A 24,605-nucleotide genomic window follows, 5' to 3' on the forward strand; every position below is an offset into this window, starting at 1 on the left:
TTGCAACAGTATTGCAAAGCAAACATATATACATTTACCATCCGCTATAACCTGCAAGCAGCAATAAACATCCAGCTTTCTGCTTCTTTACCAGAAAAAATATTTTTTTAAAAACAATTCGCAAGCAACTTTTTTCACTTAAATGTTGTTGAATCTTTCGGATTGTACTATACTTTGAACGATTTTTTACTGATGTAACTTTTATGCAAATAACCCATTTGCCGGAAGAGTATAAGAATAAATATTCCAGGAAAAACAATTATCTCAATTTCTGCAAAGTAAAAGTTCTTTCGATAATCTATTTTTTTCAACCAATTATTTTAGCCAGTAGCCAGAGTGCTGCTATAATGGATAAAAGAAAAAGTACCCAACTGATCCGGTATGCCAGCCATTTTCTATAAGTTTCAGACGCCATCAAAACCGGCCTACAATTTTAAAGTTTACCAGTCTTGGGGTAAGCCTGTTGGGTATGCTGTACACGGTGTTGCTAAAATCTTTTATCAGTTGATAACTGATGGTGTTGGGCCGGTCAATTAAATTAAATACTTCAAAACTGGCCCAGATATTTTCAAAATCTTTAAACGGGCTATGGCTTCTACGTTTATTTTTTTCGCTTAAAAAGAGGGCGCTAAAGCCAATATCAACCCTTAAATACGGATCAATGATAAGGGCATTTCTATACCTTGTACTGTTGGGAATATTGTACGGCATGTTGCTGCCATAGATCATATTCAGATGCACTTTGAAATTTTTGTTGGTAGATAAATAGTCCTGTAAAAATAATCCTACGGTGATCAACCGGTCTGTTGGACGCCTTACCCAGCCTACATCCTGGCGTATGCTATCCACCGGTATCCGATCATGTGTTTTTGAAGTGATGGGTTCTCCGGCGGCATTTAAATATTTGTAATAATGATCGCCTACGATGTTTTCTTTGCTCCGCATCAGCCCAATGCTCAGCCAGCTTTCTGCATCTTTTACCAGCTCGCCATACAACCGGGTTTCCACTCCGTAAGCATAAGCTTTAGCATTATTTTCACCTGAGTAGCGGATACGGACATTATCAATATCATAAGGAATTACATCCTGTAAATTTTTATAGTAAGCTTCTGCAGTGATGCGGAATGGTCGTTCGCCTGATATGAAATTGTAATCCATACCTGCCACTACCTGGTAACTTTTTTGAGATTTTATACCTTTATTTAAACTGCCATCATACCTTCTTAATTCCCTGTAAAAGGGTGGCTGATCGTAAATGCCGGCAGCCAGTTTAAACACCATATCTTTTTTCCAGCTGGGTTTAACACTGACCTGCGCACGTGGGCTGATTAATAATTCTTTATTGAGCGAATTGTAATTATATCGCACTCCCCCCTGGAGCGAAATATCTCTTTTGCTATTTATAAAATTAATATTGTCCTGCACATAGCCACTGTATTTTTGTATGGTTAGGTTAGCAGAAGAATTTAAAAAAGAACTGAGGTTATTGTTAGTAACAGGTAAGGAATAACCAGCACTGTCCTGATAGTCCCATTCAAATAATTTGTCTGTAATCTTTGTTTGTTCAATGCTGTTGCCAAATTGTATAAAATGTTTACCCTTGTCAATGCTTCCTTTTATACCAGCATTCCATACCGAAATATCTAACTTATTGCGGCCATAATTCTGATAAAAACCGGCACCCAGCGGATTAACAATTTGTCCGTAGGTACTGCTGGTATTATCAAAGTTGCGGTCACCAAATAAGTAAGTACTGCCGATATCAAAATTTTCATTTTCTTTATTTTCAAAATGGCTCAGCATCCATTTTATCTGTACTTTTTTATTGGGTTGATGTACTGCCGTTAAGCCAATGAGGCTTGTATTGTAACCATCTTTTTCCTGGCCATTAAAAAATATATCCAGCCCAAGATTGGCAGTAAAAAGCGGCGAGAAAACCGAGGTTGTTTTTTGAGCCGATTGTGGTATCAATGTAAATTTTGTGGCAGAAAAATTTCCCAGTATTTCCAGCTGCCATTTTTCATTGAGCTTATAAGTAAGGTATCCTTGTATATCGGTGGAAGATGGAATATAGGAACCCTGCGTTTGCTGACTGCTTAATAAATTGCGATTGCTTTTATTACGAACACCCACCAGGTAAGTTAGTTTTTCTTTTTTGGCTGAGCCTTCCAGATGCATGCCTTGTTCAAGCAAACTGATATATGCAGAGCCTCCAAAAGTTTTTGGTTTTTTATATTGAATATCCAGCACACTACTTATTTTATCGCCATACTTTGCCTGAAAACCGCCATTGTAAAAATTAACATTCCTTGCCAGTTCGGGGTTAATAAAACTAAGCCCTTCCTGCTGGCCGCTGCGTACCAGGTAAGGACGAAAAATTTCAAAGTCATTGAGGTAGATCAGGTTCTCATCATAATTACCGCCCCGTACATTGTATTGTGAAGTAAGTTCGTTATTGCTACCCACCAGTATCTTTATCAATCCCTCTATACCGCCGGTAGTGCTGGGCAACACAATGGCGTTTTTAGGATTTATTTTAGTTAATCCCAGCTCTTTTCGTTCCCGGTCGTTGGTTACTACAACAGTCATCAATGTCTTGCCGTCTCTTTGTAAACGAACGGTAATCCGTTCTTCTTCATTATCGCTTAAATAAAAATTTTTCTGTTTTTCTGCGTAACCGATATTTGAAAAAACAAGGGCGATTGATTTTGCCGCGGTAACTTTTATGCGAAAGAAACCACTGTCGTTTGTAACAATACCGGTGGTTTTACCCAACACCACTACCGATACTTTTGCCAACGGGTTTTCATTTTCGTCAATTACCTGGCCGCTTACAAAAGCAATTTTTTTTTGGGCTGATGCAGTTAAAAAAAACAGGGCTAATACCAGGGAGGTAAGTACTCTCATTGCGTGAAGATAAATATTTTATGTTTTAATAAAGATGCTGGTAAAAATTTGATTGCTTCTGAGTATTTTTGAAAAAAAGAATTTGAAGAATATAACACTTATTGCATTTTTATTGCTGCATATTTTTTGTGGATGTAATAATAGCAATAATAAAAAAGGATCAAAAGTGGCAGTAATTGACAGCGGTTCCAACACGCTGGTAAATTTGTCTGCAGGCAACAGTTTACCACAGTTACTTTGCCAAAACTGGGAAAATAAAGAAGATGTGGATGATGGCATATTAAATTATATCAGTGGTAGTAACGCTGATCTGGAAATTCCTTTTCATAGTTATTGTTTTTTTGAAAATGGTTTAATGGTTCAAAATCCCCGTGATAATTTGAAGATGGGTAAATGGACTTTGGACGAAAAAACAAAACTGATTCACCTTATTTTTGATGATGGTATCCAAAAAAATATTGGGTTAAATGGTATTGGTGTTAAAAGCCTGCTGTTAAAAACGGGAAAAGAAAAGCCGGTAAAATATGTAGCGGATGGTAAAAAGCATATAACTCTTTTGGATGATCCTTTTTATCCGGCTAATAATAAATGGAGAATAAAGTCTGCACATTCGGAAACAACCGGCGAATTAAAAAGCCGCATTATTCAATGTGTTCTTTTTTACAATAAATTTTTACAGGATAATGCCGATCGCAGGGCAACCCGTATTTCTTTTTACGGACTACCTACTTGTTTTAAATGGTACAAAGGAGGCATATCAATTACCAATAAAGATAAGATGGGCCAAAAATGGATTGATTGTTTTTACAATAAAGAGCAGGCCATACAAGGCCAGCAAATGCTGGAAAATGTTATTGAAAAGAAATACAAATGGAACCGGAACGAGCCCAATTGGGTTCATCAATCCGCTGATGTTTTGTTACAGATTGCAGATTCACTTAAATAGCTTTTAATGCTGCAATGGTTGCAACAGGATCAGCAGCTTTAAAAACAGTGCTGCCTGCTACCAGCACATCTGCACCTGCATCAATAATAAGCTTTGCATTTTCCAATGTTACCCCGCCATCAATTTCAATGGTAACATTCAGTAATTGTTCATCAATCATTTCCCGCATTCTTTTAATTTTATTGATAGTATGCGGAATAAAAGACTGTCCGCCAAAACCAGGGTTTACACTCATCAGCAACACGATATCAATATCCTGCAAAATGTCTTTTAACAATTCAACCGGAGTATGCGGATTCAATGCCACACCCGCTTTCATGCCCATGCTTTTTATTTGCTGAATGTTGCGGTGTAAATGGGTACAGGCCTCATAATGTACCGTTAAAATATCAGCGCCGGCCTCTTTAAAAGCCTGGGCATAGCGTTCCGGTTCTTCAATCATTAAATGCACATCGCATATTTTTTTCGTTGTCTTTCTAAAAAAATTTACCAGCATGGGGCCGTAACTGATGTTGGGCACAAAGCGCCCGTCCATTATGTCCAGGTGAAACCAGTCTGCCTGGCTTTCATTCAGCATATCACATGCATTTTGTAACTGTAAAAAATCTGCAGCAAGAAGGGAAGGAGCAATAAGAGCCATATTTGTGATGTTATGTGTTAGGTGTTTGATGTTTGATGTTTGATTTTTGATGTTTGATGTTATTGTATAGCAAAGTTAAGGGCATCGAAATTAAATTAAACACACACTTGACAGTTAACAAAACGTATAAATACTTTAAAAAGGATTTACTAAATTTCGGGGCTTCATTATTTATTATTAATTATTAATTATTTCACCCTTGCCAACGCCTTTTTCGCTTCCGAATATTCAGGGTCAATCAGCACTGCTGCTTTATAATTCATAATTGCTTCCTGCGGCTGGTTTAACTTTTCATAACATCTTCCAAGCCAGTAATAGCCCTCTTCAAAGGAGCTTTGCAGTGCCACCGCTTTATTCAGCGATTGAATGGCTTCTTTATATTTGGCAAGATGATAAAGGCATTTGGCTTTTTCTTTATAAGCATCGGTGTAAGTATAATCAATTGTCAGACAGGTGTCAAAAAATGGAATTGCTTTTTCGTACTCTGAGCTGTAGGAATAATAAAGCCCCTCAATGAACAAGGCTTGTTTTTCTGCTTTGGCATTGGGATTGTGCAAAAGCGCATCCGCCATTGCAAGGGCTGATATGTTCTTTGTTTGTGCATAAAGTGCTCCCAGGGAGATTATGTATTTGGGCTGCGCATCAATGGTGAATGCTTTTTTAAAATCTTTAATCGCATTGATTGTATCCGAATTTTCAAAATGCAATTGCCCTTTTATATCCCAAAGTCTTGCGTTGATTGAATCTTTTTGGATAGCTTTTTCTGTTTCTGCAATGGCCTGTTTAAAATTACTGCTGTCTCTAAAATATTGTATCAGGTTTTCCGTTAGCAACATTGAATCAGGGTATTGACTGATGGCATTTCTTAACTGTTGTTCCTCTGCGGGCATTGATGCCTTATCCGCATTAGTAGCCGCATTGTTACAGGCCATACAACAAATGCACACGGTAATAAATACGATAAAAATATTTTTCATTTTTAAATGGTTGGTTTGCAAAATTAGGGGCTTGAAAAACAGGTCGGTAACAATTTTTTAGCAGGCAATAAAACCTGCTATTTTCTTTAGGTAATTATTTATGAAAAAGATAGAAGTATTCTTATTTCCCGTGCCATCGGTTGCAGTATTTTTTATAAGTGCCTGTCATTATAAAAAATCAATTCTTTTTTTTGCAGGTAAATAATGTTAAGATCATTTAATGTAATGGTGAAACTAATTTTGCCTTTGTACAACAATTGAGCTTAGGTGGTGGTGATACAGCAGCCTGTTTTAATTTTATTAATAATTACTTACCACTCTTAACTTATAATTCATAACTCATAATTATTTAAGCAGTTCAATCACTTCGCATTCTTTCATCTCTTTGCCATCAATGGTAAAACGTATCAGCGTTCTTACTTTATGCCAGCCTTGTTTGCCTGCGGCACCAGGGTTCATGTGCAAACAGTTTATTTTGTCATCGTACATTACTTTTAAAATATGCGAATGACCGCTGATGAATAACTGCGGCTGGTGAATCAGTAACTCTTTTTTTGTCTCCGGATTGTACCCCGGCGGATAACCACCAATATGCCTTATCATTACTTTTACCTCTTCACACATAAAAACCAATTGCTCCGGATAAATGATTCTGATATCATTGCCATCAATGTTACCATAAACGGCTCTCAATGGCTTAAATGCTTTTAACTGATCTGCAATTGAAGAAGTTCCAAAGTCGCCGGCATGCCATATTTCATCACAGGTTTTAAAATGCTCCGCCACAGTTTCATCCAGGTAATTGTGCGTGTCTGATATAAGTCCTATTCTTGTCAAATTAAATGATTTTAAAGATGTAAATTTGATATTAAGATTGCACAATACAAAATAAGGCAAGCCATTTTTATACCAATCCGCTGATACCCTGTAACAACAGAGCGTTGATCATTCGCCGGCAGTCGTTACAGTCTTAATCATCCATTATAAATTAATTAAAACGATGCCACATTATCATACTTTAGGCAAGATTCCTCACAAACGTCACACACAGTTCCGCAAACCGGATGGTAGCTTATATGCCGAACAGTTATTTTCAACGGAAGGTTTCAGCAATGATTATTCATTGTTGTACCATAATCATCCGCCCACACAAATTATCCGCACAGATAAGCCTGTAAATGTGCAACCTGAAATTGCAGAAGAAAAAATGCTGCAACACCGCAGCCTTGAAGGGTTTAAAATACCACCCGAAAAAGATTTCCTGCATAGCCGTAAGCCAGTGCTGGTGAACAATGATTGCCACATCATTTTGGCTGCGCCGCAACTAAACATGGGGAGTTATTTTTATAAAAATGCCGATGCTGACGAACTGATTTTTATACATGAAGGCAGTGGTGTTTTACAAACCATGTATGGCGAAATTAATTTTGGCTATGGTGATTATTTGGTAATACCCAGGGGTACTATTTACCAGATACATTTTTCAGAAACAAATAACCGCCTGCTGATTGTAGAATCGTTTAGCCCTATCCGGTATCCTAAAAAATACCTGAGTCCCTATGGACAATTGCTGGAGCATTCGCCCTATTGCGAAAGGGATATCCGTGTTCCAAAAAATTTACAAACGCATGATGAAACAGGCGACTTCCTGATTAAAACAAAAAAGAAAGGAATGCTTTATGGTATACACTATCTGCATCATCCTTTTGATGTGGTTGGTTGGGATGGATGTTGTTACCCTTATGCTTTTTCCATTCACGATTTTGAACCCATCACGGGCAGGGTGCACCAGCCTCCTCCTGTGCACCAGACTTTTGAGGCGCATAATTTTGTAGTATGTTCTTTTGTGCCGCGGTTGTTTGATTATCATCCGGATTCAATTCCTGCACCCTATAATCATAGCAATATCGACAGTGATGAAGTGCTGTACTATGTGGATGGCGATTTTATGAGCCGCAAACATGTTACCCGTGGAATGATTAACCTGCATCCCGGCGGCATTCCTCATGGGCCGCATCCCGGCGCAGTACAAAAAAGTATTGGTGCCAAACAAACCAATGAGCTGGCTGTAATGATAGATACTTTTCATCCTTTGCAATTAACCACCACTGCCCTTGAAATTGAAAATGAAGGATACGTAATGAGCTGGGCAGAATGATGCTGTATGATTTTAAGGAATATAAATTCATAGACAACCATTTTAATTTTTGCAATTTATTTATACACCCGGGCGGGGATATACTCAAGTACCACGCAAGTTGCAGCTGCTGTTATGAAATAAGGGAAGGGTTCGTTTAAGGGGTGATAAAAATTTCAATGGAAGTTTTATTTGCCAAGAGATGTGTTTTAATTTCCAAAAAGTGCTAAATTGTTTTTAAATAAAAAAACAATTTGCCATGATTAAATTTCAAGACATTAAAATAGGCGATTATTTAATGGCCGATAACGACGGGGATACTTTACAGGGTGAAGTAACTAACCTGAACGGGGATGAAAAACAGGTTTGTGTAGATACCGGTACGCAGGAGTTTTGGTTTGAGACCAGTCAATTGAAACCCATACCGCTTGATGATGAACAACTAACCAGACTTAAATTTACCCGGCAGGAAAATGAAGATGGTACTGTAAAATACCTGAAAGGCGCTTTTAGAATATTGATCCACTCTAAAGGGAATTTCTCACCATTGGGAATATGGTACCGGGATGAGCGAAGGCATATTATACAACCATTAAGTGTTCACCAATTACAAAATCATTATTTCGAAATGACAAAAGTGCATTTGAATGATAAGGCATTTGAGTAAAATAATTAATTGCAGTTAAAAAACCTGGTTGTTAACCAGGTTTTTTAATATCCTAAAACAGAGAGATTACCTAAGGTCAGATGACTTTAGAATAGTTTGCTGATCAGTATCACTTACTATGCCGCTGTAATTTATATTTATCTTATTGCTGGACTGAATCAATCCGTATTTTTTTGCATAAAAACTTTGTACATCGCTGGTAACAGCACCTGCGGGCAGAGGAACCCCTAACACCGATACAGAAAGGGATGAAGTAACATGCACCACATCAGTATAAACTATAGCATTTACTGTTTTACTAATTCCTTTTTGTGTAATGGTATTTACAATGGTGATTGTTAACGGAAAACCAGTTGCCATTACTGCGTAACTCTGGCTCCAGGATGTATTTACAGCAGCATTGTCTTTTAAATAAATATTTTCAATGGCGTTGCTGCTTAATGTTGCAGGAAGGGTTTGGAAATTGTAATAATCACTGCCGGAAAGAAAATAATATTCATTTGCACTGCCGCTGCTGTTGCTAAAAACATGATAGGTTTTACCATTGATTGTGCTGTCCCTGCTGGTAGAAGTAAGGGTATAACTGGTTGTTAGAGACGTTAGGTTATTGAGTACTTCATAATTCCAGCTGCTGTTTGCGGCAAAATTCATATATTTACTACTCTCCGTTACCGGTGACGTACTGTTTTTCTTACAGGATGAAATTATGCTGCAAACAGCCAATAAAGCAAAAATGAACTTTTTCATGTGTGAAATATTAGTTTTAAAAAGGTAAATATCTGATTATTTTAATAATAATTAAAATAATCCTCTTATCTTTGCGCTCCCAAAATATATGGCAAAGCAAGCACTCATTAAACAAGATGGTACAATTTTAGAAGCGCTTAGCAATGCTATGTTCAAAGTTAAGCTGGAAAACGGACACGAGATATTAGCTACAATCTCAGGTAAAATGCGGATGCACTACATCAGGATTTTACCGGGAGATAAGGTGGGCGTGGAAATGAGCCCGTATGATTTAACAAGGGGAAGAATAATTTTCAGGTATAAATAACAGGCATTAATAAATAAAAATTAACAAGATGAAGGTTAAAGCTTCCATTAAAAAGAGAAGTGTTGATTGCAAAATCGTACGGAGAAAAGGGGTACTATTTGTGATCAATAAAAAGAATCCACGTTTTAAACAAAGACAGGGATAAAACAAACTAATCAACACACTCACAAATTAATAGAATTATGGCTCGTATTGCCGGTATAGATTTACCAAAAAACAAAAGAGGCGAAATCGGACTTACCTACATCTTTGGTATTGGTCGTTCTACTGCTCAATATATTTTAGACAAAGCTTCAATAAGCTACGATAAAAAAGTAAATGAGTGGAATGATGATGAACAAACTGCCATACGTAATGTAATTAACGCAGAGTTTAAAACGGAAGGCGCTTTACGCAGCGAAGTACAGATGAACATTAAGCGTTTGCTTGATATTGCCTGCTACCGTGGTTTGCGTCATCGTAAAGGATTGCCCTTACGTGGTCAGCGTACCCGTACCAATAGCCGTACCCGTAAAGGAAAACGGAAAACAGTTGCCGGCAAAAAGAAAGTAGCTAAAAAATAATTAACAGATACCAGGTAGTACTACCTGGTATACGTTTTTATAGACTTACATACAATTGAACAAACGCCGGATAGCTTTAAGTCTGCAGGAGGGTTGGTTCGGTTCTGGTAAAACAGGAATTTATTTTTAAAAAGATTACCTATTTAAAGTATTATGGCAAAAGCACAAAAGCAGCAAAGCACAAAAGCAGCCGCAAAAAAAAGAGTTGTAAAAGTAGATAGTTATGGAGATGCGCACATTGTTGCAAGTTTTAATAATATCATTATTAGTTTAACCAACAAAAACGGACAGGTTATTTCTTGGTCAAGTGCTGGTAAAATGGGTTTTAAAGGAAGCAAAAAAAATACCCCTTATGCAGCCCAGATGGCTGGAGCCGATGCAGCTAAAGTAGCGATGGATGCAGGTTTAAAACGTGTAGATGTATTTGTAAAAGGGCCCGGTTCCGGCCGTGAAGGTGCCATCCGGTCATTATCACAATCAGGTATTGAGATTAATATGATTAAAGATGTAACTCCTTTGCCACACAACGGTTGTCGTCCTCCAAAGAAAAGAAGAGTATAACACATGCCGGATGTTGGATTTACTGATACTGTATATAACACCGGTCATCAAAAATCAACCATCAGACATTCGAACATATTTTATAACCGGATTCAACATTCATTTTACGATTTTTTAATGTTGCATCGTCACTAAAAAATCACACTTATAATTATGGCAAGGTACACTGGCCCCAAAACAAAGATCTCCAGAATTTTCGGAGAGCCTATTACCGGAAACGGAAAATGGTTAACTAAAAACAGTAACCCTCCCGGGATGCACGGTGCAACCCGTAAACGCAAAACTTTAGGCGAATATGCTTTGCAGTTGCGTGAAAAACAAAAAGCAAAATACACGTATGGTTTGCTTGAAAAACAGTTTCGCAAAACATTTGATGAAGCTGCAAGGCGTAAAGGTGTAACAGGCGAGAACCTGATTAAATTACTGGAAGCCCGTTTGGATAATGTTGTTTTTCGTATGGGCATAGCTCCAAGCCGCCAGGCTGCACGCCAGTTGGTAAGTCACAAACACATCACAGTTAACGGTGATGTATTAAACGTACCTTCTTATTCAATGAAACCAGGCGAAACCGTTGGTTTAAAAAATAAGAGTGCAGTTAATACTTCTATCACTGGTAACGTTCGTGGAAAAAATACTAAATTTAGCTGGATCGACTTTAACGAAACAGAATTAAAAGGTACTTTTATTGCTTATCCTGAAAGAGAAAGCGTTCCTGAGAATATTAAGGAACAATTGATTGTGGAATTGTATAGTAAGTAATAAGATAGAAGTAGAAATTCAAAAATCAGAAACAAATAGTTTTTATTTTTAAATTTTAACTTTTTTCTCTATCGCATAAATTTTAAACATTTAAACAACAAAATACAAATGGCCATTTTAAATTTTGTTAAGCCCGATAAAATTGTTCTGCAAAAAGCAAATGACTTCGAAGCACAATTTGAATTTCGTCCGCTTGAACCTGGTTATGGTGTAACTATTGGTAACGCTCTTCGCAGGGTTTTATTAAACTCTCTGGAAGGTTATGCAATTATTGGTATCAACATAGTTGGTGCTGATCATGAGTTTGCAACCATTAAAGGTATTACTGAAGACGTTACGGAAATAATCCTTAACCTCAAGCAGGTACGTTTTAAAAAGAAAGTTGAACATGAAGTTAGCAGTGAGAAAATCACGCTTTCTATCAAAAATAAAACAGAGCTTACTGCAGGTAATATAGGTGAAGCTTCGTTGTCTTTTGAAGTAATGAATCCTGAACTGTTGCTTTGTGTAATGGATAGCAGCGCCAAACTGGATATCGAAATCACTATTGGTAAAGGCCGTGGTTATGTTCCTGCAGAAGACAACCAGGATAAGAGCACTCATTTCGGATATATTGCCGTAGATGCGATTTATACTCCTATCAAAAACGTAAAATATACCATCGAAAATACCCGTGTTGAACAACGCACGGATTTTGAAAAACTGATCATGGAAGTGGTTACCGATGGTACTATCCATCCTGAAGAAGCTGTTAAACAGGCAAGTCGTATTTTGATTCAGCATTTGATGATCATTACTGATGAAAATATCACTTTTGATACCAAAGAAGATAAGAAGGAAGACCTGGTGGACGAGCAAACTTTACAACTACGCAAAGTATTGAAAACACCTTTGGAAGATCTGGATCTTTCTGTAAGAGCCTTTAATTGTTTGAAAGCTGCTAAGATTAATTCATTGAGTGAACTGGTTCAGTACGAGCAGGAGGACCTGATGAAATTCAGAAATTTTGGACAAAAATCTTTGAGCGAAATTGAACAGGTACTGATTGAAAGAGGTTTGGGTTTTGGAATGGATTTAAGCAAACTAAAACTGGATGATGAATAAATTAATTTGAAAATGTGAGGATGGCTCAATTGCGCCGGCATTTCATTTTCAAATTTTCTAATTATACAATTAAGTAATTATTAACACCAGGTTATAAATCCTGACACGGTATAACCTAATTTAAAACACACACGTCATGCGTCACGGAGATAAGAATAACAATTTAAGCAGAACAGCTTCTCATAGAAAAGCTTTGCTGATGAACCTTGGTTGCCAGTTGATTACTTTTAAAAGAATCACTACTACCTTAGCAAAAGCAAAGGCTTTGCGTACCTATATTGAGCCACTGATTACCAAAACAAAACATACAGCCACTAAAGAAATAATTATGCACAATCACCGCATTGTGTTTAGTTACCTGAACGATAAGGCTGCTGTAAAAGAATTGTTTACAGTGGTAGCTCCTAAAATAGCAAGTCGGCCAGGCGGTTATACCCGTATCATTAAATTAGGTACAAGAACAGGAGACAACGCTGAAGTAGCGATGATTGAACTGGTAGATTTCAATGAAATTTATGGTAACAGTATTTCAAAAATTGCTGCAGCAGAACCAGCTAAAAAAACAAGGCGCAGCGGTGGTGGTGCCAAAAAGATAACTGCCGATACTTCCGCAGTGGATGAAGCGGTTGAAGTTAAGGAAGAAGCCACGGAAGACAAACCAACTCCTGAAGCGTAAATGATTCTATAGAAATTATATATAGCTCCGATATTTTTATCGGAGTTTTTTTATGAGGTTGCGGGAATGTTTGTTTCAAATAATTAAATAGATCAATAAATTAAACTGTGTAAAAATTAATTATAAAATTATTCAGCGAATCCTTTTCTTTGCAAAACTTTAGAAAAATAATGGGAGCAACAACAGATAAAAAATCAGCTATTTTATTATTGAAAGATGGAACCGTTTTTTACGGTAAGGCCTTTGGTAAAATAGGAACTACCACAGGAGAAATTTGTTTTAATACGGGCATGACGGGTTACCAGGAAGTTTTTACAGATCCAAGTTATTACGGCCAGGTATTGATCATGAACAATGTTCATGTGGGCAACTATGGTATAAAGAATACGGATGTGGAGAGTGATGGAGTAAAAGTAAAAGGGATCATCGGCAGAAACCTGGAAGAAAAATATTCCCGGTTTATGGCAGACGAATCTTTACAACAATACTTTGAACAACAACAAATTGTTGCCATTGATGATGTAGATACCAGGGCGTTGGTAGCACATGTGCGTGTACAGGGCGCTATGAACTGTATCATTTCTTCTGATATAACCGACCTTGCAATATTGCAGGCTGAGTTAGATAAAGTACCATCTATGGACGGGCTGGAACTTGCTTCGGTTGTTTCTACAAAAGAACCGTATTTTGCGGGTGACCCCGATAGTAAAATTAGAGTAGCTGTTTTGGATTATGGTATCAAAAAAAATATCCTGAATTGCCTGGTTGAAAGAGGAGCGTATGTAAAAGTACACAATGCTAAAGCCAGCTTTGAAGAACTTGAATCGTTTAAGCCTCACGGTTATTTTATCAGCAACGGCCCCGGAGATCCTGCTCCGATGGATTATGCGGTTAAAACAATTAAACAGATATTGGCACTGGATAAACCATTGTTTGGTATTTGTCTTGGGCACCAATTGCTGGCATTGGCCAATGATATACCCACTTTTAAAATGCATCACGGACATAGAGGATTGAATCACCCGGTAAAAAATATCATCAGTGGTAAAAGTGAAATCACTACACAGAACCATGGCTTTGGTGTAAACCCTGATGCAGTAAGAGCTTCGGAAAAGGTAGAAATTACGCATCTTAACCTGAATGATAATTCTATTGAAGGCATTCGCATGAAAAATAAACCGGCTTTTTCAGTGCAATATCATCCGGAAGCTACTCCAGGGCCGCACGACAGCAGGTATTTGTTTGATGAGTTTATTGATTCGATCATTAAAAATTAATTCTTAATTGATAAAATCCCTGCAGCGTATTTTTCGGTTCCTTTAGTCAATTCATTAAATGTTTTAATTCGTGTAATTCGCGTATTAAAATTCGTCTAAGTATAGGCTTAAAATCAACGTCATGAACATCGCCATTATCAACGGTCCTAATTTAAACCTGTTAGGTACAAGAGAGCCTGCCATTTATGGTAACCAGACTTTTGAAAAGTATTTTGACGAATTGAAAACTACCTTTCCGTTGATAGCATTTCATTATTTTCAAAGCAATGTGGAAGGAGAGCTGATTAACGAAATACAACGTATTGGCTTTACGTTTGATGGCATTATTTTTAACCCTGGTGGTTACACACATACTTCTGTTGCTTTGGGAGATGCCATTGCATCCATTACAACACCGGTGATAGAAGTTCATATTTCCAATATATTTGGCCGGGAGGAATTTAGAAAATTATCCCATATTTCTGCCAAGGCAAAAGGAGTCATCAGCGGCCTTGGATTAAAGGGATATGCACTGGCTGTAAATTATTTTCTATAAAATCAGTTAATTCGTTTGCCGGCAAACTTCCGCTTTAATACATCTTGTACAGGAATATTTTCCAGTTTACTTTCCAGCCATGAAATTATATCCAGGTAAATAAAGGCCCTGGTTTCAAATCGGTTATCTTGTAATTTTTTTAATTTCACCAGTAATTTTTCTAATTCAGGCTTAATGGTTTTTACCGACAACTGAAAAGATTTTCGAATAAATTTAAAGATTTCCTCCTCCACTACACTAAGGTTTTGCATCTTCGCCATAAAGCGGTAAACAGATTTTATCAGCGAATCCAGAATTTCATCATTGCCCAATTCATAGTGAGCAATCAGGTGCAGTAAACGGCTGTAACATTGCAGGTCAGTGCGCAGGTCAACCTTCCAGTTGATGATCTTATTTAAATAATCAATGGCTTTTTCGTAATCACTACTGCCAAAATACAGGCAGGCAATTTTATAATCAAATACCAGAATGCGGTGCCTGTCCATGTATATTTCATACTCTTTAATTTTAGCTTCAATTTCAGGAACTAATTGTAAACCTTCTGTAAAACTTCCTTCTAAAAAATGTTTGTTAAGGGTAGAAATAGTGAGGTACACAAAGCACAGTATGCGGTTATTTACATTTTTCAGCACTATTTCACTATTACAAAAAACGGCAAATTGTTCCAGTGTTACCTGTAATTTTTTATGATTGGCGAGGTCAAAGTGGCTCCCCATCAGGTTATGCATGCCTTTTATATAATGTCCTGTTTCTATGGAGATCATATAAGGCTCTTTCTCAAAAAGGGTTACCCACTTTTGAGTGTAGCGGTAATACTGCAAAAAGTCCTGGCGGATAAAAGCATTCCAGCAATAACTTTGGTAGAGGTATAATTTTTCGTAAAAATACCTGCATTGCGAGGTCTTATCGCCAAGATTATCTACAAAAAAATTTTGCACGGCAGCATCGTCTTTTTCATTGCGGCTGTGACCATTTTGTATATACAAACTGTACAACTGGAGCGACAGGTTTGATAGTTCAGAAGTAAGTGTTAAACTGTTATTTACAACCACACTTTCTTTGCTCAATTGTTCAGCCCTGTTTTGAATACTTCGGGTGATGTACAATGATTCAATACTTTTTTCAAAAAACAATATCTGCTCAAGATAGGTAAACTGGTTATTGGCTTTTGCCAGGTCTTTGGCTTTATCCAATACTTTCAGGCTTTGCAGGTAAAGACCCTTATTGTATAAAATACGGGCATAATCCATCTGTTCGTTCAGTTGAATATCAATATTGGTTTCATCGTTAATCAACCGCAGACTGCTCAATATCTGTTTGTATAAATGCGCCTTCAGGTTGCTTAATTGTTGTTTTTTAATCGTATCATTTTTTCTTAATAACAAGGCTTCATCATAGTCCTCCATTTTATCAAGGGCATCAAACAATTGTACTATTTTTAATTCTTCCCCGGATGAATTGCGGTTAGCATACAGCTTGAAATTCCGCTTTTCACTTTTTTCAAGTGATTTAATTAATTGAAATAAAGTATCTGTACTCCTGTTGGGCATCGTAATTTAATTTCTTTAAAACGCTTACTGGTTAAGCATTTGAATTGATAAAGCGTGTTTTATGAAGCGTAAAAAAGACAATATTATGTAAAAATTTCCCCACTTTGTTTTGTTATATTCGTTATTGGAGGCTAATAATTATTTAACTCCAGTCCCTGATACAAAAATAATTAAACCCGATCGCATTAAACAACCTATTTCTATGACCGATAATAAGATACACATATTCGATACAACGCTTCGCGACGGTGAGCAGGTGCCAGGCTGTAAACTTAATACCAAAGAAAAAGTTGAGTTGGCATTAAAACTGGAAGAATTGGGTGTTGATATTATCGAAGCGGGGTTTCCTATTTCTTCTCCCGGAGATTTTACTTCTGTCAATGAAATATCAAAGATCATAAAAAATGCATCGGTCTGTGGTCTTACACGTGCCGTGCAAAAAGATATAGAAGTGGCTGCAGAAGCTCTAAAATACGCAGTTCGTCCAAGAATTCATACCGGCATCGGAACTTCGGATTTGCATATAAAAGCAAAGTTTAACTCTACCCGGGAAGACATCTTACTTAGAGCCATTCAATGTGTAAAATGGGCTAAAAACTTTGTAGATGATGTGGAATTTTATGCGGAGGATGCAGGCCGTACCGGCAACGAATATCTTGCAAGGGTGGTGGAAGCGGTCATTAAGGCAGGTGCTACCGTTGTAAATATTCCGGATACAACTGGCTATTGCCTGCCACACCAGTATGGAGAGAAAATAGCCTATCTCGTTAACAATGTTCCTAATATCGATAAGGCAATTATTTCATGCCATTGTCATAATGATCTTGGGCTGGCTACTGCTAACTCAATAGCTGGAATAATAAATGGTGCAAGGCAAATTGAATGTACTATTAATGGCCTTGGCGAAAGAGCAGGTAACACTTCGCTTGAAGAAGTGGTGATGATTATTAAACAGCACAAAGACATGGGTTTTTATACAAATATTAATGCCAAACAATTAAATCCATTAAGTCAGTTGGTAGCAGAAACCATGCGTATGCCGGTTCAATGTAATAAAGCAATTGTGGGTAGTAATGCTTTCTCTCACTCATCCGGAATTCACCAGGATGGATTTTTAAAAGATGCATTGACGTACGAAATTATTAACCCTTCGGAAGTTGGAGCAGAAGAATCAAAGATTGTTTTAACGGCCAGAAGCGGACGCAGTGCGCTGGCCCATCGTTTTCAAAAATTAGGATACCAGTTTGACAGAAATGATATTGATGTGTTATACCAGGAATTTTTACTGATAGCAGATGGTAAAAAAGAAGTGATGAAAGAAGACCTTGAATCATTGGCAAAAGCGCATACGAAAGAACTTGCAGTATAAATATATAAGGCATGACTGTTTAATTTTTTTAATCAGCCGGCACTTAGTAATAAATTAATTGAACTCTTTTATAACAACTGTTTTGAGTGTTCATTGTTTTTGATAATCATTCACCAGCACAATATTTCTTTTAGAAATAAGCATGAAAAAAAAGATTGCAGTAATTACCGGGGATGGCGTGGGGCCGGAAGTAACACAACAAGCTGTAAAAGTGTTGGATGCAGTAGCTGAACATTTTAATCATACTTTCAATTATACGTACTGCCTGGCAGGCGCTGCAGCTATTGATGAAACCGGAGACCCGTTGCCGGAGGTAACCATTGAAGTTTGTTTAGCGAGCGACGCTATTTTATTTGGCGCCATTGGTCATCCGAAATATGATAACGACCCTACTGCAAAAGTGAGGCCAGAGCAGGGTTTGCTGAAGCTTAGGAAATCACTGCAATTGTTTGCTAATATTCGCCCGGTAACAACCTATCCATCATTGCATCATTTATCTCCTTTAAAAAGTAAATACATTGAAGGAGTTGATTTTATAATTTTTCGTGAATTAACCGGAGGTATTTATTTTGGTGAAAAGAAAACAAATGAAGACCAGACATGGGCATCGGATGATTGCAGTTATACCAAAGAAGAAGTAGAACGAATTGCGCACCTGGCTTTTCAGTCTGCACAAAAAAGAAGAAAAAAATTAACCCTGATAGATAAAGCAAACGTGCTGGAAACATCCAGGCTGTGGCGCAAAGTGGTAAAAGAAATTGCTCCGCAATACAAAGATGTACGACTTGATTTTTTATTTGTAGACAATGCCGCCATGCAAATTGTATTGAACCCCAAACAGTTTGATGTAATCTTAACGGATAATTTATTTGGTGATATTTTAAGCGATGAAGCAAGTGTAATTACCGGGTCGCTTGGATTGTTGCCTTCCGCATCTATTGGCAATTCCAATGCGTTGTTTGAACCTATTCATGGGTCCTATTCAAAAGCTGCCGGTAAAGATATTGCCAATCCTTTGGGTGCTATTTTATCTGTTGCTATGATGCTTGATTATTTTAATTTGAAAGAAGAAGCGCAATTAGTACGGGATGCGGTGGAATGGACGATTGAAAGTTTATTTGTATCAAAAGATATTGATCCTGTTAATTTCTATTTTACTTCTACCATTGGTGAACTCATTAGTGAATACATTGGTGGAAGAATCAGCGGCAGGGTGAATACGGAAAATATAGAATTAAGAAAGTCAACAATAATTTAGGTATGCTTTTAAAGTGATGTATTCAGTAGTACAGCAATCTAAAAATTATTTTTTCTCTTTCTAAATCCACTACAATAGTTCTTTGTTATTATAAAAAGCTTGGGTATCTTTGTTGTTCAACACCTGTTTATGTGTACAGCAAATTTATTAGATGGCATTAAAAATAAGGCAGTAATTATTATTGCGGTCATTGTCATTATTATACCTGTAGCATATGGAGGAGGATTTAATATGTAGTAAAATACTTATCATAAAAAAGCCCCGCCTCCAGAAGAGACGGGGTTTTTTGTTTTCAAAACCGGTTATAAATTTTGCAGAAAAAATAAAAAATGGAATTAAACAAATACAGTAAAACCATCACACAGGATGAAACACAGCCCGCAGCGCAAGCCATGTTATACGGGATAGGTTTAACGGAAGATGATTTGAAGAAAGCACAAATAGGTGTTTGCAGTATGGGCTATGATGGCAATACCTGTAACATGCATTTGAATGATTTGGCAAAACTGGTAAAACAAGGTGTATGGGATAGTGATTTGGTGGGATTGATTTTTAATACCATTGGCATCAGCGATGGCATCAGCAATGGAACCGATGGCATGCGTTATTCACTGGTAAGCCGTGATTTGATTGCGGATAGTATTGAAGCGGTTTGTGGTGGATTTTATTACGACGGGTTGATTGCATTGCCCGGCTGCGATAAGAATATGCCCGGTTCTATTATGGCGATGGGAAGGCTAAACCGCCCTTCGATTATGGTGTATGGCGGTACAATTGATCCGGGGCACTACAAAGGGCAGGATTTAAATATTATTTCAGCCTTCGAGGCATTGGGGCAAAAACTGGCAGGTACCATTACGCCGGAAGATTTTAAGGAAGTGGTTAAACATAGTTGCCCTGGCGCTGGTGCCTGTGGTGGTATGTACACTGCCAACACCATGGCCAGCGCCATTGAAGCACTCGGTATGAGTTTGCCTTATTCATCCAGTAATCCTGCATTGAGTGAAGAAAAGAAACGGGAATGTCTGGACGCAGGCAAGGCGATAAAAATTTTACTCGAAAAAAATATCCGGCCAAAAGATATCATGACAAAAAATGCATTTGAAAATGCAATTGTTACTGTGATGATTTTTGGGGGAAGTACCAACGCAGTGCTGCATTTAATTGCGATGGCGAAGAGTGTGGATGTAAATTTAACACAGGATGATTTTCAACGCATCAGCGATAAAACCCCTGTGCTGGCGGATTTTAAGCCAAGCGGAAAATATTTAATGCAGGAGTTACATGCGCATGGGGGTGTACCTGCAGTAATGAAATATTTGTTGCAAAAAGGTTTATTGCACGGCGATTGCCTTACGGTAACGGGTAAAACAATTGCAGAAAATTTAGTTAGTGTGCCGGATTTGAATTTTGAAACACAAAAGATTATCTATCCTTTGGAGCAACCTTTGAAAAAAACGGGGCACCTGCAGATATTGTATGGCAATTTAGCAGAAAAAGGAAGTGTGGCAAAAATTAGTGGTAAAGAAGGCGAGCGTTTTGAAGGGCCGGCAAGAGTGTTTAATGGAGAGAAAGATTTGGTAGCAGGTATTGCAAGTGGCAGGGTTAAAAAAGGCGATGTGGTAGTAATAAGAAATGAAGGCCCTAAAGGTGCGCCTGGTATGCCTGAAATGTTGAAACCAACCTCGGCTATTATGGGTGCGGGATTGGGAAAAGATGTAGCGTTGATTACCGATGGCCGGTTTAGCGGAGGTTCTCATGGCTTTGTAGTTGGCCATATAACACCAGAAGCATTTGATGGTGGATTGATTGCATTGGTAGAGGAAGACGATATTATTGAGATTGATGTTGCATCAAAAAAGATCACTTTAAAAGTAAGTGAGGATCTGATAAAAGTACGCAGAAGCAAATGGAAACAGCCGGCATTAAAAGAAACAAAAGGGGTGCTGTTTAAATATGCGATGTGTGTGAAAGATGCATCTCAAGGCTGTGTTACAGATGAAGCCTAAATATTTGAATATGACAAAAGCGTTTTTAATAGAATTTGCGGATTATAATAGTTGGGCAAACGGTATCGTATGTGATTGGTTACATCAAATCAGCGACCAACAATGGGAGCATGAAGTAGTTAGCAGTTTTAGTAGTATACAGACTACGGTGTTGCATATTATCAGTGCAGAGTATATCTGGCTTCAGCGAATGAATATGGTTGAAAATACAGAATGGCTGGCAGATACTTACAAAGGCACCAGAGCACAATTAATTGTTATGTGGATACAAGCTTCCGAAAAGCTGAAGAAATTTGCACTTGACTTTAATGAAAATAATCTGCCGGTGAAGTTTAATTTCAGGCTTCGGAACAAAGAGCTGGAGACCTTGCCTTTTTATCAGGTATTTGCTCACGTTTTTAATCATTCAACATATCACCGTGGACAGTTGATAATGATGTTGAGGCAGGTGGGTTTTACACAAGTGAGATCAACTGATATGTTGGAATTTTTTAGAAATTTAAAATAAAGTTTTACAGGCCTGGATAGAATAAGACAAAACAAAGGCTTAATTGTATTTAAGGTCTGGTAACAAAGATAAAAAATCATCGTATGGAAGAAATACTTGAATTAGTAAAGGACAAGATTGAAATAAAAACCACTAAAAATATTTCGGGTAGTGTAGCCGTTCTGGAAGCTTTTGTAGCCGAAGGTGTGGAAACAATTTTTGGTTATCCGGGCGGAGCCATCATGCCTATTTATGATGCCTTGTATGATTATCATGATAAGTTAAAACACATTCTGGTTCGCCATGAGCAGGGGGGCATTCATGCCGGACAAGGATATGCACGTGCTTCCGGAAAAACCGGGGTGGTATTTGCTACCAGCGGTCCAGGAGCTACTAACCTGGTAACAGGGTTGGCCGATGCTATGATTGATAGCACACCATTGGTTTGCATTACAGGCCAGGTGTATGCACATTTACTCGGCACAGATGCATTTCAGGAAGTTGATGTAATAAATATTACCACGCCCGTTACTAAATGGAATTATCAGGTAACTGATGCCACGGAAATTCCTTCGGTGTTAGCAAAAGCTTTTTATATTGCATCCACTGGCAGGCCCGGTCCGGTATTGATTGATATTACCAAAAATGCACAGTTGCAAAAATTTGACTTTGAGGGTTACACAAAGTGCACACATATCCGCAGTTACCGGCCTAAACCAATCGTTAGAAAAGAGTATGTGGAAGAAGCTGCCAAACTGATTAATGAAGCAAAAAAACCGTTTGTGCTTTTTGGCCAGGGTGTTATATTAGGTAAGGCCGAAAAAGAGTTTAAAGCATTCATAGAAAAAGGTGGATTACCTGCAGCATGGACCCTGCTTGGTTTAAGCGCACTGCCAACAGACCATCCGCAAAATGTAGGTATGCTCGGCATGCATGGTAATTATGGTCCCAATGTTTTAACAAACGAATGCGATGTATTGATAGCAGTTGGAATGCGCTTTGATGACAGGGTTACCGGACGTTTAGATAAATACGCTAAACAGGCTAAGGTAATTCACCTGGATATTGATCCAGCGGAAATAGATAAAAATGTAAAATCAACGGTGCCTGTATGGGGCGATTGTAAAGAAACATTGCCGATGCTGACGAAGTTAATTGAGGCAAAAAATCACCAGGAATGGCTTGCAAGATTTAATGAATTTACCCAAAAAGAAATTGAAGTTGTAATAAAGAATGAACTAAACCCCACCTCGGGTGAACTAACGATGGGTGAAGTAATTAAAATATTAAATGAACTTACCAACGGTGATGCCATCATTGTTACAGACGTGGGCCAGCACCAGATGGTTACCTGCCGCTATGCAAAGTTTAATGAAACAAAAAGCAATATAACTTCTGGCGGGGCCGGCACAATGGGCTTTGCATTACCTGCCGCCATCGGTGCTAAATTTGGAGCGCCGCATCGTACAGTTGTAGCCGTTATTGGTGATGGTGGTGTACAAATGACCATACAGGAATTGGGCACTATTATGCAAACAGGTACTAATGTAAAAATAATGATTTTGAACAACCAGTTTTTGGGAATGGTGCGGCAGTGGCAACAATTATTTCACGATAAACGCTATTCTTTTGTTGATATTGAAAGTCCGGATTATGTAATGGTAGCAAAGGGTTATCGCATTGAAGGTCAACGTGTGAGTGAAAGGGAGAATTTACAGGCAGCAGTAAAAACAATGCTGGATCACAACGGAGCCTACTTGCTGGAAGTAATGGTAGGTAAGGAAAACAATGTGTTTCCCATGGTACCGCAAGGTTGCAGTGTTGCAGAAATAAGATTAAGTTAAACATATACAATTAAGTAAAATGGTAATTGAAAAAGATAAAAGTATTGAAACCGTTCAGGCCACAAGAACGCTGTTTCTGGCACTTATGGATAGCTTATCAATTGATAAGTTAAATGAAATTCCGGAAGGCTTTAACAACAATATTATCTGGAACTTTGGGCATGTAATTGTAAGCCAGCAAATACTCTGCTACAAATTGGCTGGTCTTCCTTTAAAGATAGACGAAGCATATATTTCAAAATATTCCAAAGGCACCAAACCTGCATCTTTTATTGATGAAAATGAGTGGGTATTTTTAAAACAACAATCCACTCACCTGTTGGAGGAATTGATTACCGACATAGAAAATGGACTGTTAGATAATTATACCAGCTATACCACAAGTTTTGGTATACCCTTAAACAGTATTGAAGACGCGGTGAAATTTTTAACCATGCACGAAGGCTTGCATTTAGGGTATGCCATGGCGCTTAAAAGAATTGTAAATAAGTAATGAACATACCTGCTATACATACCAAATGGAATGCTAATCTCTATGATGACAAGCATTCTTTTGTCTTCAGATATGGCGAAGACCTGGTGGATATTTTAAATCCGCAGGCAGGCGAACGCATATTGGATATAGGCTGCGGTACCGGTTACCTTACAAGTGTAATCTCGGCTGCAGGCGCTACTGTGGTGGGTATTGATACTTCTGTGGAAATGATTTCAAAAGCCAAAGCGCAATATCCTGAGCTGGAATTTAAGGTGCAGTCTGCCAGTGAATTTTATTTTGATCAACACTTTAATGCCATCTTTTCAAATGCAGTCCTGCACTGGGTATTACAAAAGGAAATGGCAATTGACTGTATGTACCGCAATCTCAAAAAGAGCGGACGTTTGGTACTTGAATTTGGCGGTAAGCAAAACGTAGCAAAGATTATAACTGCCTTACAAAACAGTTTGATAAAATATGGCTATTCTGAAAATGCAGCAATTCAGTTGTGGTATTTTCCATCTGTTAGTGAATATACAGGCCTGCTTGAAAAAAGGGGTTTCAGGGTAACATATGCAGCACATTTTAACAGGGAAACAAAATTGGAGGATACTAAAAATAGTATTAAAGACTGGATTAAAATGTTCGGCAGTGCATTCTTAAAAGGTATTGATAATGCTGTGGTCGAAAATATATTAACTGACGTGCAGGAAACACTTCAACCAACGCATTTTAGAAACGGCGAATGGTTTGCCGATTATAAAAGACTAAGAATAATTGCTATCAAATAAATTTTTTATCATCGGATAA

25 protein-coding genes are annotated in these 24,605 nt (G+C 37.8%); 19 read left to right on the forward strand and 6 right to left on the reverse strand.

Going from position 1 to position 24,605, the window contains the following annotated elements; genetic code table 11:
* Positions 1-414: 414 nt before the first annotated feature.
* Positions 415-2,907, reverse strand: a complete 2,493-nt coding sequence (locus H7254_RS05060) for a TonB-dependent receptor (protein ID WP_301931954.1) — start codon at positions 2,905-2,907, stop codon at positions 415-417.
* Positions 2,908-2,989: 82 nt separating this feature from the next.
* Here H7254_RS05060 and H7254_RS05065 point away from each other — a divergent pair, with 82 nt between their 5' ends.
* On the forward strand, positions 2,990-3,853 hold the full coding sequence (locus tag H7254_RS05065; protein ID WP_301931955.1) for a hypothetical protein: 864 nt from the start codon (positions 2,990-2,992) through the stop codon (positions 3,851-3,853).
* Here H7254_RS05065 and rpe read toward each other — a convergent pair.
* The 3 genes from rpe to H7254_RS05080 all read right to left on the reverse strand — a co-directional run bounded on the left by rpe (position 3,846) and on the right by H7254_RS05080 (position 6,307).
* Positions 3,846-4,493, reverse strand: coding sequence for a ribulose-phosphate 3-epimerase (rpe, locus tag H7254_RS05070; protein ID WP_301931956.1), 648 nt, complete (start codon positions 4,491-4,493; stop codon positions 3,846-3,848). The genes H7254_RS05065 and rpe overlap by 8 nt on opposite strands.
* A 188-nt stretch (positions 4,494-4,681) precedes the next feature.
* Complete coding sequence (locus H7254_RS05075) at positions 4,682-5,470, reverse strand: lipopolysaccharide assembly protein LapB (protein WP_301931957.1); 789 nt, start codon at positions 5,468-5,470, stop codon at positions 4,682-4,684.
* 345 nt (positions 5,471-5,815) lie between these two features.
* On the reverse strand, positions 5,816-6,307 hold the full coding sequence (locus H7254_RS05080) for a metallophosphoesterase (RefSeq protein WP_301920822.1): 492 nt from the start codon (positions 6,305-6,307) through the stop codon (positions 5,816-5,818).
* Between the two features lie 163 nt (positions 6,308-6,470).
* Between H7254_RS05080 and H7254_RS05085 the strand changes: the two genes are divergently transcribed.
* Positions 6,471-7,628, forward strand: coding sequence for a homogentisate 1,2-dioxygenase (locus H7254_RS05085; RefSeq protein WP_301931958.1), 1,158 nt, complete (start codon positions 6,471-6,473; stop codon positions 7,626-7,628).
* A 238-nt stretch (positions 7,629-7,866) separates the two neighbouring features.
* On the forward strand, positions 7,867-8,274 hold the full coding sequence (locus H7254_RS05090) for a hypothetical protein (RefSeq protein ID WP_301920824.1): 408 nt from the start codon (positions 7,867-7,869) through the stop codon (positions 8,272-8,274).
* A gap of 66 nt (positions 8,275-8,340) precedes the next feature.
* Here the strand turns inward: H7254_RS05090 and H7254_RS05095 are convergent, their stop codons facing one another.
* Entirely contained in the window at positions 8,341-9,021 is a 681-nt protein-coding gene (locus H7254_RS05095) for a hypothetical protein (protein ID WP_301931959.1), read from the reverse strand.
* Between the two features lie 88 nt (positions 9,022-9,109).
* Between H7254_RS05095 and infA the strand changes: the two genes are divergently transcribed.
* The 9 genes from infA (at position 9,110) to H7254_RS05140 (ending at position 14,803) form a co-directional block, all read left to right on the forward strand.
* Complete coding sequence (infA, locus tag H7254_RS05100) at positions 9,110-9,328, forward strand: translation initiation factor IF-1 (protein ID WP_229760653.1); 219 nt, start codon at positions 9,110-9,112, stop codon at positions 9,326-9,328.
* 28 nt (positions 9,329-9,356) lie between these two features.
* On the forward strand, positions 9,357-9,473 hold the full coding sequence (rpmJ, locus tag H7254_RS05105; RefSeq protein ID WP_290335922.1) for a 50S ribosomal protein L36: 117 nt from the start codon (positions 9,357-9,359) through the stop codon (positions 9,471-9,473).
* Positions 9,474-9,510: 37 nt separating this feature from the next.
* Positions 9,511-9,891 carry a 30S ribosomal protein S13 gene (rpsM, locus tag H7254_RS05110; protein ID WP_301920826.1) on the forward strand — a complete coding sequence of 127 codons (381 nt, stop codon included), beginning with the start codon at positions 9,511-9,513 and terminating at the stop codon, positions 9,889-9,891.
* Between the two features lie 153 nt (positions 9,892-10,044).
* The gene (rpsK, locus tag H7254_RS05115; RefSeq protein ID WP_301920827.1) at positions 10,045-10,452 is read left to right on the forward strand and encodes a 30S ribosomal protein S11; all 408 of its coding nucleotides are present in this window, start codon (positions 10,045-10,047) and stop codon (positions 10,450-10,452) included.
* A gap of 153 nt (positions 10,453-10,605) precedes the next feature.
* On the forward strand, positions 10,606-11,211 hold the full coding sequence (gene rpsD / locus H7254_RS05120; RefSeq protein WP_301920828.1) for a 30S ribosomal protein S4: 606 nt from the start codon (positions 10,606-10,608) through the stop codon (positions 11,209-11,211).
* Between the two features lie 108 nt (positions 11,212-11,319).
* Positions 11,320-12,315 carry a DNA-directed RNA polymerase subunit alpha gene (locus H7254_RS05125; RefSeq protein WP_301920829.1) on the forward strand — a complete coding sequence of 332 codons (996 nt, stop codon included), beginning with the start codon at positions 11,320-11,322 and terminating at the stop codon, positions 12,313-12,315.
* 136 nt (positions 12,316-12,451) lie between these two features.
* Complete coding sequence (gene rplQ, locus H7254_RS05130) at positions 12,452-12,991, forward strand: 50S ribosomal protein L17 (protein ID WP_301931960.1); 540 nt, start codon at positions 12,452-12,454, stop codon at positions 12,989-12,991.
* Between the two features lie 170 nt (positions 12,992-13,161).
* The gene (gene carA, locus H7254_RS05135; protein WP_301931961.1) at positions 13,162-14,268 is read left to right on the forward strand and encodes a glutamine-hydrolyzing carbamoyl-phosphate synthase small subunit; all 1,107 of its coding nucleotides are present in this window, start codon (positions 13,162-13,164) and stop codon (positions 14,266-14,268) included.
* A 121-nt stretch (positions 14,269-14,389) separates the two neighbouring features.
* Complete coding sequence (locus H7254_RS05140) at positions 14,390-14,803, forward strand: type II 3-dehydroquinate dehydratase (protein WP_301931962.1); 414 nt, start codon at positions 14,390-14,392, stop codon at positions 14,801-14,803.
* Between the two features lie 2 nt (positions 14,804-14,805).
* Here the strand turns inward: H7254_RS05140 and H7254_RS05145 are convergent, their stop codons facing one another.
* Positions 14,806-16,353 (reverse strand): hypothetical protein, encoded by a 1,548-nt coding sequence (locus H7254_RS05145; protein ID WP_301931963.1) that lies wholly within the window; start codon positions 16,351-16,353, stop codon positions 14,806-14,808.
* A 202-nt stretch (positions 16,354-16,555) separates the two neighbouring features.
* Between H7254_RS05145 and H7254_RS05150 the strand changes: the two genes are divergently transcribed.
* The 7 genes from H7254_RS05150 to H7254_RS05180 all read left to right on the forward strand — a co-directional run bounded on the left by H7254_RS05150 (position 16,556) and on the right by H7254_RS05180 (position 24,586).
* Positions 16,556-17,722, forward strand: coding sequence for a 2-isopropylmalate synthase (locus H7254_RS05150; RefSeq protein ID WP_301931964.1), 1,167 nt, complete (start codon positions 16,556-16,558; stop codon positions 17,720-17,722).
* A 142-nt stretch (positions 17,723-17,864) separates the two neighbouring features.
* A complete protein-coding gene (gene leuB, locus H7254_RS05155) occupies positions 17,865-18,980 on the forward strand; it encodes a 3-isopropylmalate dehydrogenase (protein WP_301931965.1) in 1,116 nt (371 codons plus the stop codon).
* A gap of 329 nt (positions 18,981-19,309) precedes the next feature.
* Complete coding sequence (ilvD, locus tag H7254_RS05160; protein WP_301920836.1) at positions 19,310-20,989, forward strand: dihydroxy-acid dehydratase; 1,680 nt, start codon at positions 19,310-19,312, stop codon at positions 20,987-20,989.
* A 10-nt stretch (positions 20,990-20,999) separates the two neighbouring features.
* Complete coding sequence (locus H7254_RS05165; RefSeq protein WP_301931966.1) at positions 21,000-21,497, forward strand: DinB family protein; 498 nt, start codon at positions 21,000-21,002, stop codon at positions 21,495-21,497.
* Positions 21,498-21,580: 83 nt separating this feature from the next.
* Complete coding sequence (gene ilvB, locus H7254_RS05170; protein ID WP_301931967.1) at positions 21,581-23,320, forward strand: biosynthetic-type acetolactate synthase large subunit; 1,740 nt, start codon at positions 21,581-21,583, stop codon at positions 23,318-23,320.
* A 19-nt stretch (positions 23,321-23,339) separates the two neighbouring features.
* A complete protein-coding gene (locus H7254_RS05175; RefSeq protein WP_301931968.1) occupies positions 23,340-23,813 on the forward strand; it encodes a DinB family protein in 474 nt (157 codons plus the stop codon).
* Entirely contained in the window at positions 23,813-24,586 is a 774-nt protein-coding gene (locus tag H7254_RS05180) for a trans-aconitate 2-methyltransferase (protein ID WP_301931969.1), read from the forward strand. The genes H7254_RS05175 and H7254_RS05180 overlap by 1 nt, the downstream gene beginning before the upstream one ends.
* Positions 24,587-24,605: the final 19 nt, after the last annotated feature.

The organism is Ferruginibacter sp., assembly GCF_014377975.1.
GTDB lineage: Bacteria > Bacteroidota > Bacteroidia > Chitinophagales > Chitinophagaceae > Ferruginibacter.

What these genes read in the sequence shown, in the direction of transcription:
- ilvD (WP_301920836.1), top strand. Translation starts at nt 19,310, where the DNA reads ATGGAATTAAACAAATACAGTAAAACCATCACACAGGATGAAACACAG.
- rpe (WP_301931956.1), bottom strand. Translation starts at nt 4,493, where the DNA reads ATGGCTCTTATTGCTCCTTCCCTTCTTGCTGCAGATTTTTTACAGTTA.
- H7254_RS05060 (WP_301931954.1), bottom strand. Translation starts at nt 2,907, where the DNA reads ATGAGAGTACTTACCTCCCTGGTATTAGCCCTGTTTTTTTTAACTGCA.
- H7254_RS05180 (WP_301931969.1), top strand. Translation starts at nt 23,813, where the DNA reads ATGAACATACCTGCTATACATACCAAATGGAATGCTAATCTCTATGAT.
- H7254_RS05145 (WP_301931963.1), bottom strand. Translation starts at nt 16,353, where the DNA reads ATGCCCAACAGGAGTACAGATACTTTATTTCAATTAATTAAATCACTT.
- rpmJ (WP_290335922.1), top strand. Translation starts at nt 9,357, where the DNA reads ATGAAGGTTAAAGCTTCCATTAAAAAGAGAAGTGTTGATTGCAAAATC.
- H7254_RS05150 (WP_301931964.1), top strand. Translation starts at nt 16,556, where the DNA reads ATGACCGATAATAAGATACACATATTCGATACAACGCTTCGCGACGGT.
- carA (WP_301931961.1), top strand. Translation starts at nt 13,162, where the DNA reads ATGGGAGCAACAACAGATAAAAAATCAGCTATTTTATTATTGAAAGAT.
- H7254_RS05175 (WP_301931968.1), top strand. Translation starts at nt 23,340, where the DNA reads ATGGTAATTGAAAAAGATAAAAGTATTGAAACCGTTCAGGCCACAAGA.
- rpsK (WP_301920827.1), top strand. Translation starts at nt 10,045, where the DNA reads ATGGCAAAAGCACAAAAGCAGCAAAGCACAAAAGCAGCCGCAAAAAAA.
- H7254_RS05125 (WP_301920829.1), top strand. Translation starts at nt 11,320, where the DNA reads ATGGCCATTTTAAATTTTGTTAAGCCCGATAAAATTGTTCTGCAAAAA.
- H7254_RS05090 (WP_301920824.1), top strand. Translation starts at nt 7,867, where the DNA reads ATGATTAAATTTCAAGACATTAAAATAGGCGATTATTTAATGGCCGAT.
- H7254_RS05075 (WP_301931957.1), bottom strand. Translation starts at nt 5,470, where the DNA reads ATGAAAAATATTTTTATCGTATTTATTACCGTGTGCATTTGTTGTATG.
- ilvB (WP_301931967.1), top strand. Translation starts at nt 21,581, where the DNA reads ATGGAAGAAATACTTGAATTAGTAAAGGACAAGATTGAAATAAAAACC.
- rplQ (WP_301931960.1), top strand. Translation starts at nt 12,452, where the DNA reads ATGCGTCACGGAGATAAGAATAACAATTTAAGCAGAACAGCTTCTCAT.
- leuB (WP_301931965.1), top strand. Translation starts at nt 17,865, where the DNA reads ATGAAAAAAAAGATTGCAGTAATTACCGGGGATGGCGTGGGGCCGGAA.
- H7254_RS05165 (WP_301931966.1), top strand. Translation starts at nt 21,000, where the DNA reads ATGACAAAAGCGTTTTTAATAGAATTTGCGGATTATAATAGTTGGGCA.
- H7254_RS05140 (WP_301931962.1), top strand. Translation starts at nt 14,390, where the DNA reads ATGAACATCGCCATTATCAACGGTCCTAATTTAAACCTGTTAGGTACA.
- H7254_RS05095 (WP_301931959.1), bottom strand. Translation starts at nt 9,021, where the DNA reads ATGAAAAAGTTCATTTTTGCTTTATTGGCTGTTTGCAGCATAATTTCA.
- infA (WP_229760653.1), top strand. Translation starts at nt 9,110, where the DNA reads ATGGCAAAGCAAGCACTCATTAAACAAGATGGTACAATTTTAGAAGCG.
- rpsM (WP_301920826.1), top strand. Translation starts at nt 9,511, where the DNA reads ATGGCTCGTATTGCCGGTATAGATTTACCAAAAAACAAAAGAGGCGAA.
- H7254_RS05085 (WP_301931958.1), top strand. Translation starts at nt 6,471, where the DNA reads ATGCCACATTATCATACTTTAGGCAAGATTCCTCACAAACGTCACACA.
- rpsD (WP_301920828.1), top strand. Translation starts at nt 10,606, where the DNA reads ATGGCAAGGTACACTGGCCCCAAAACAAAGATCTCCAGAATTTTCGGA.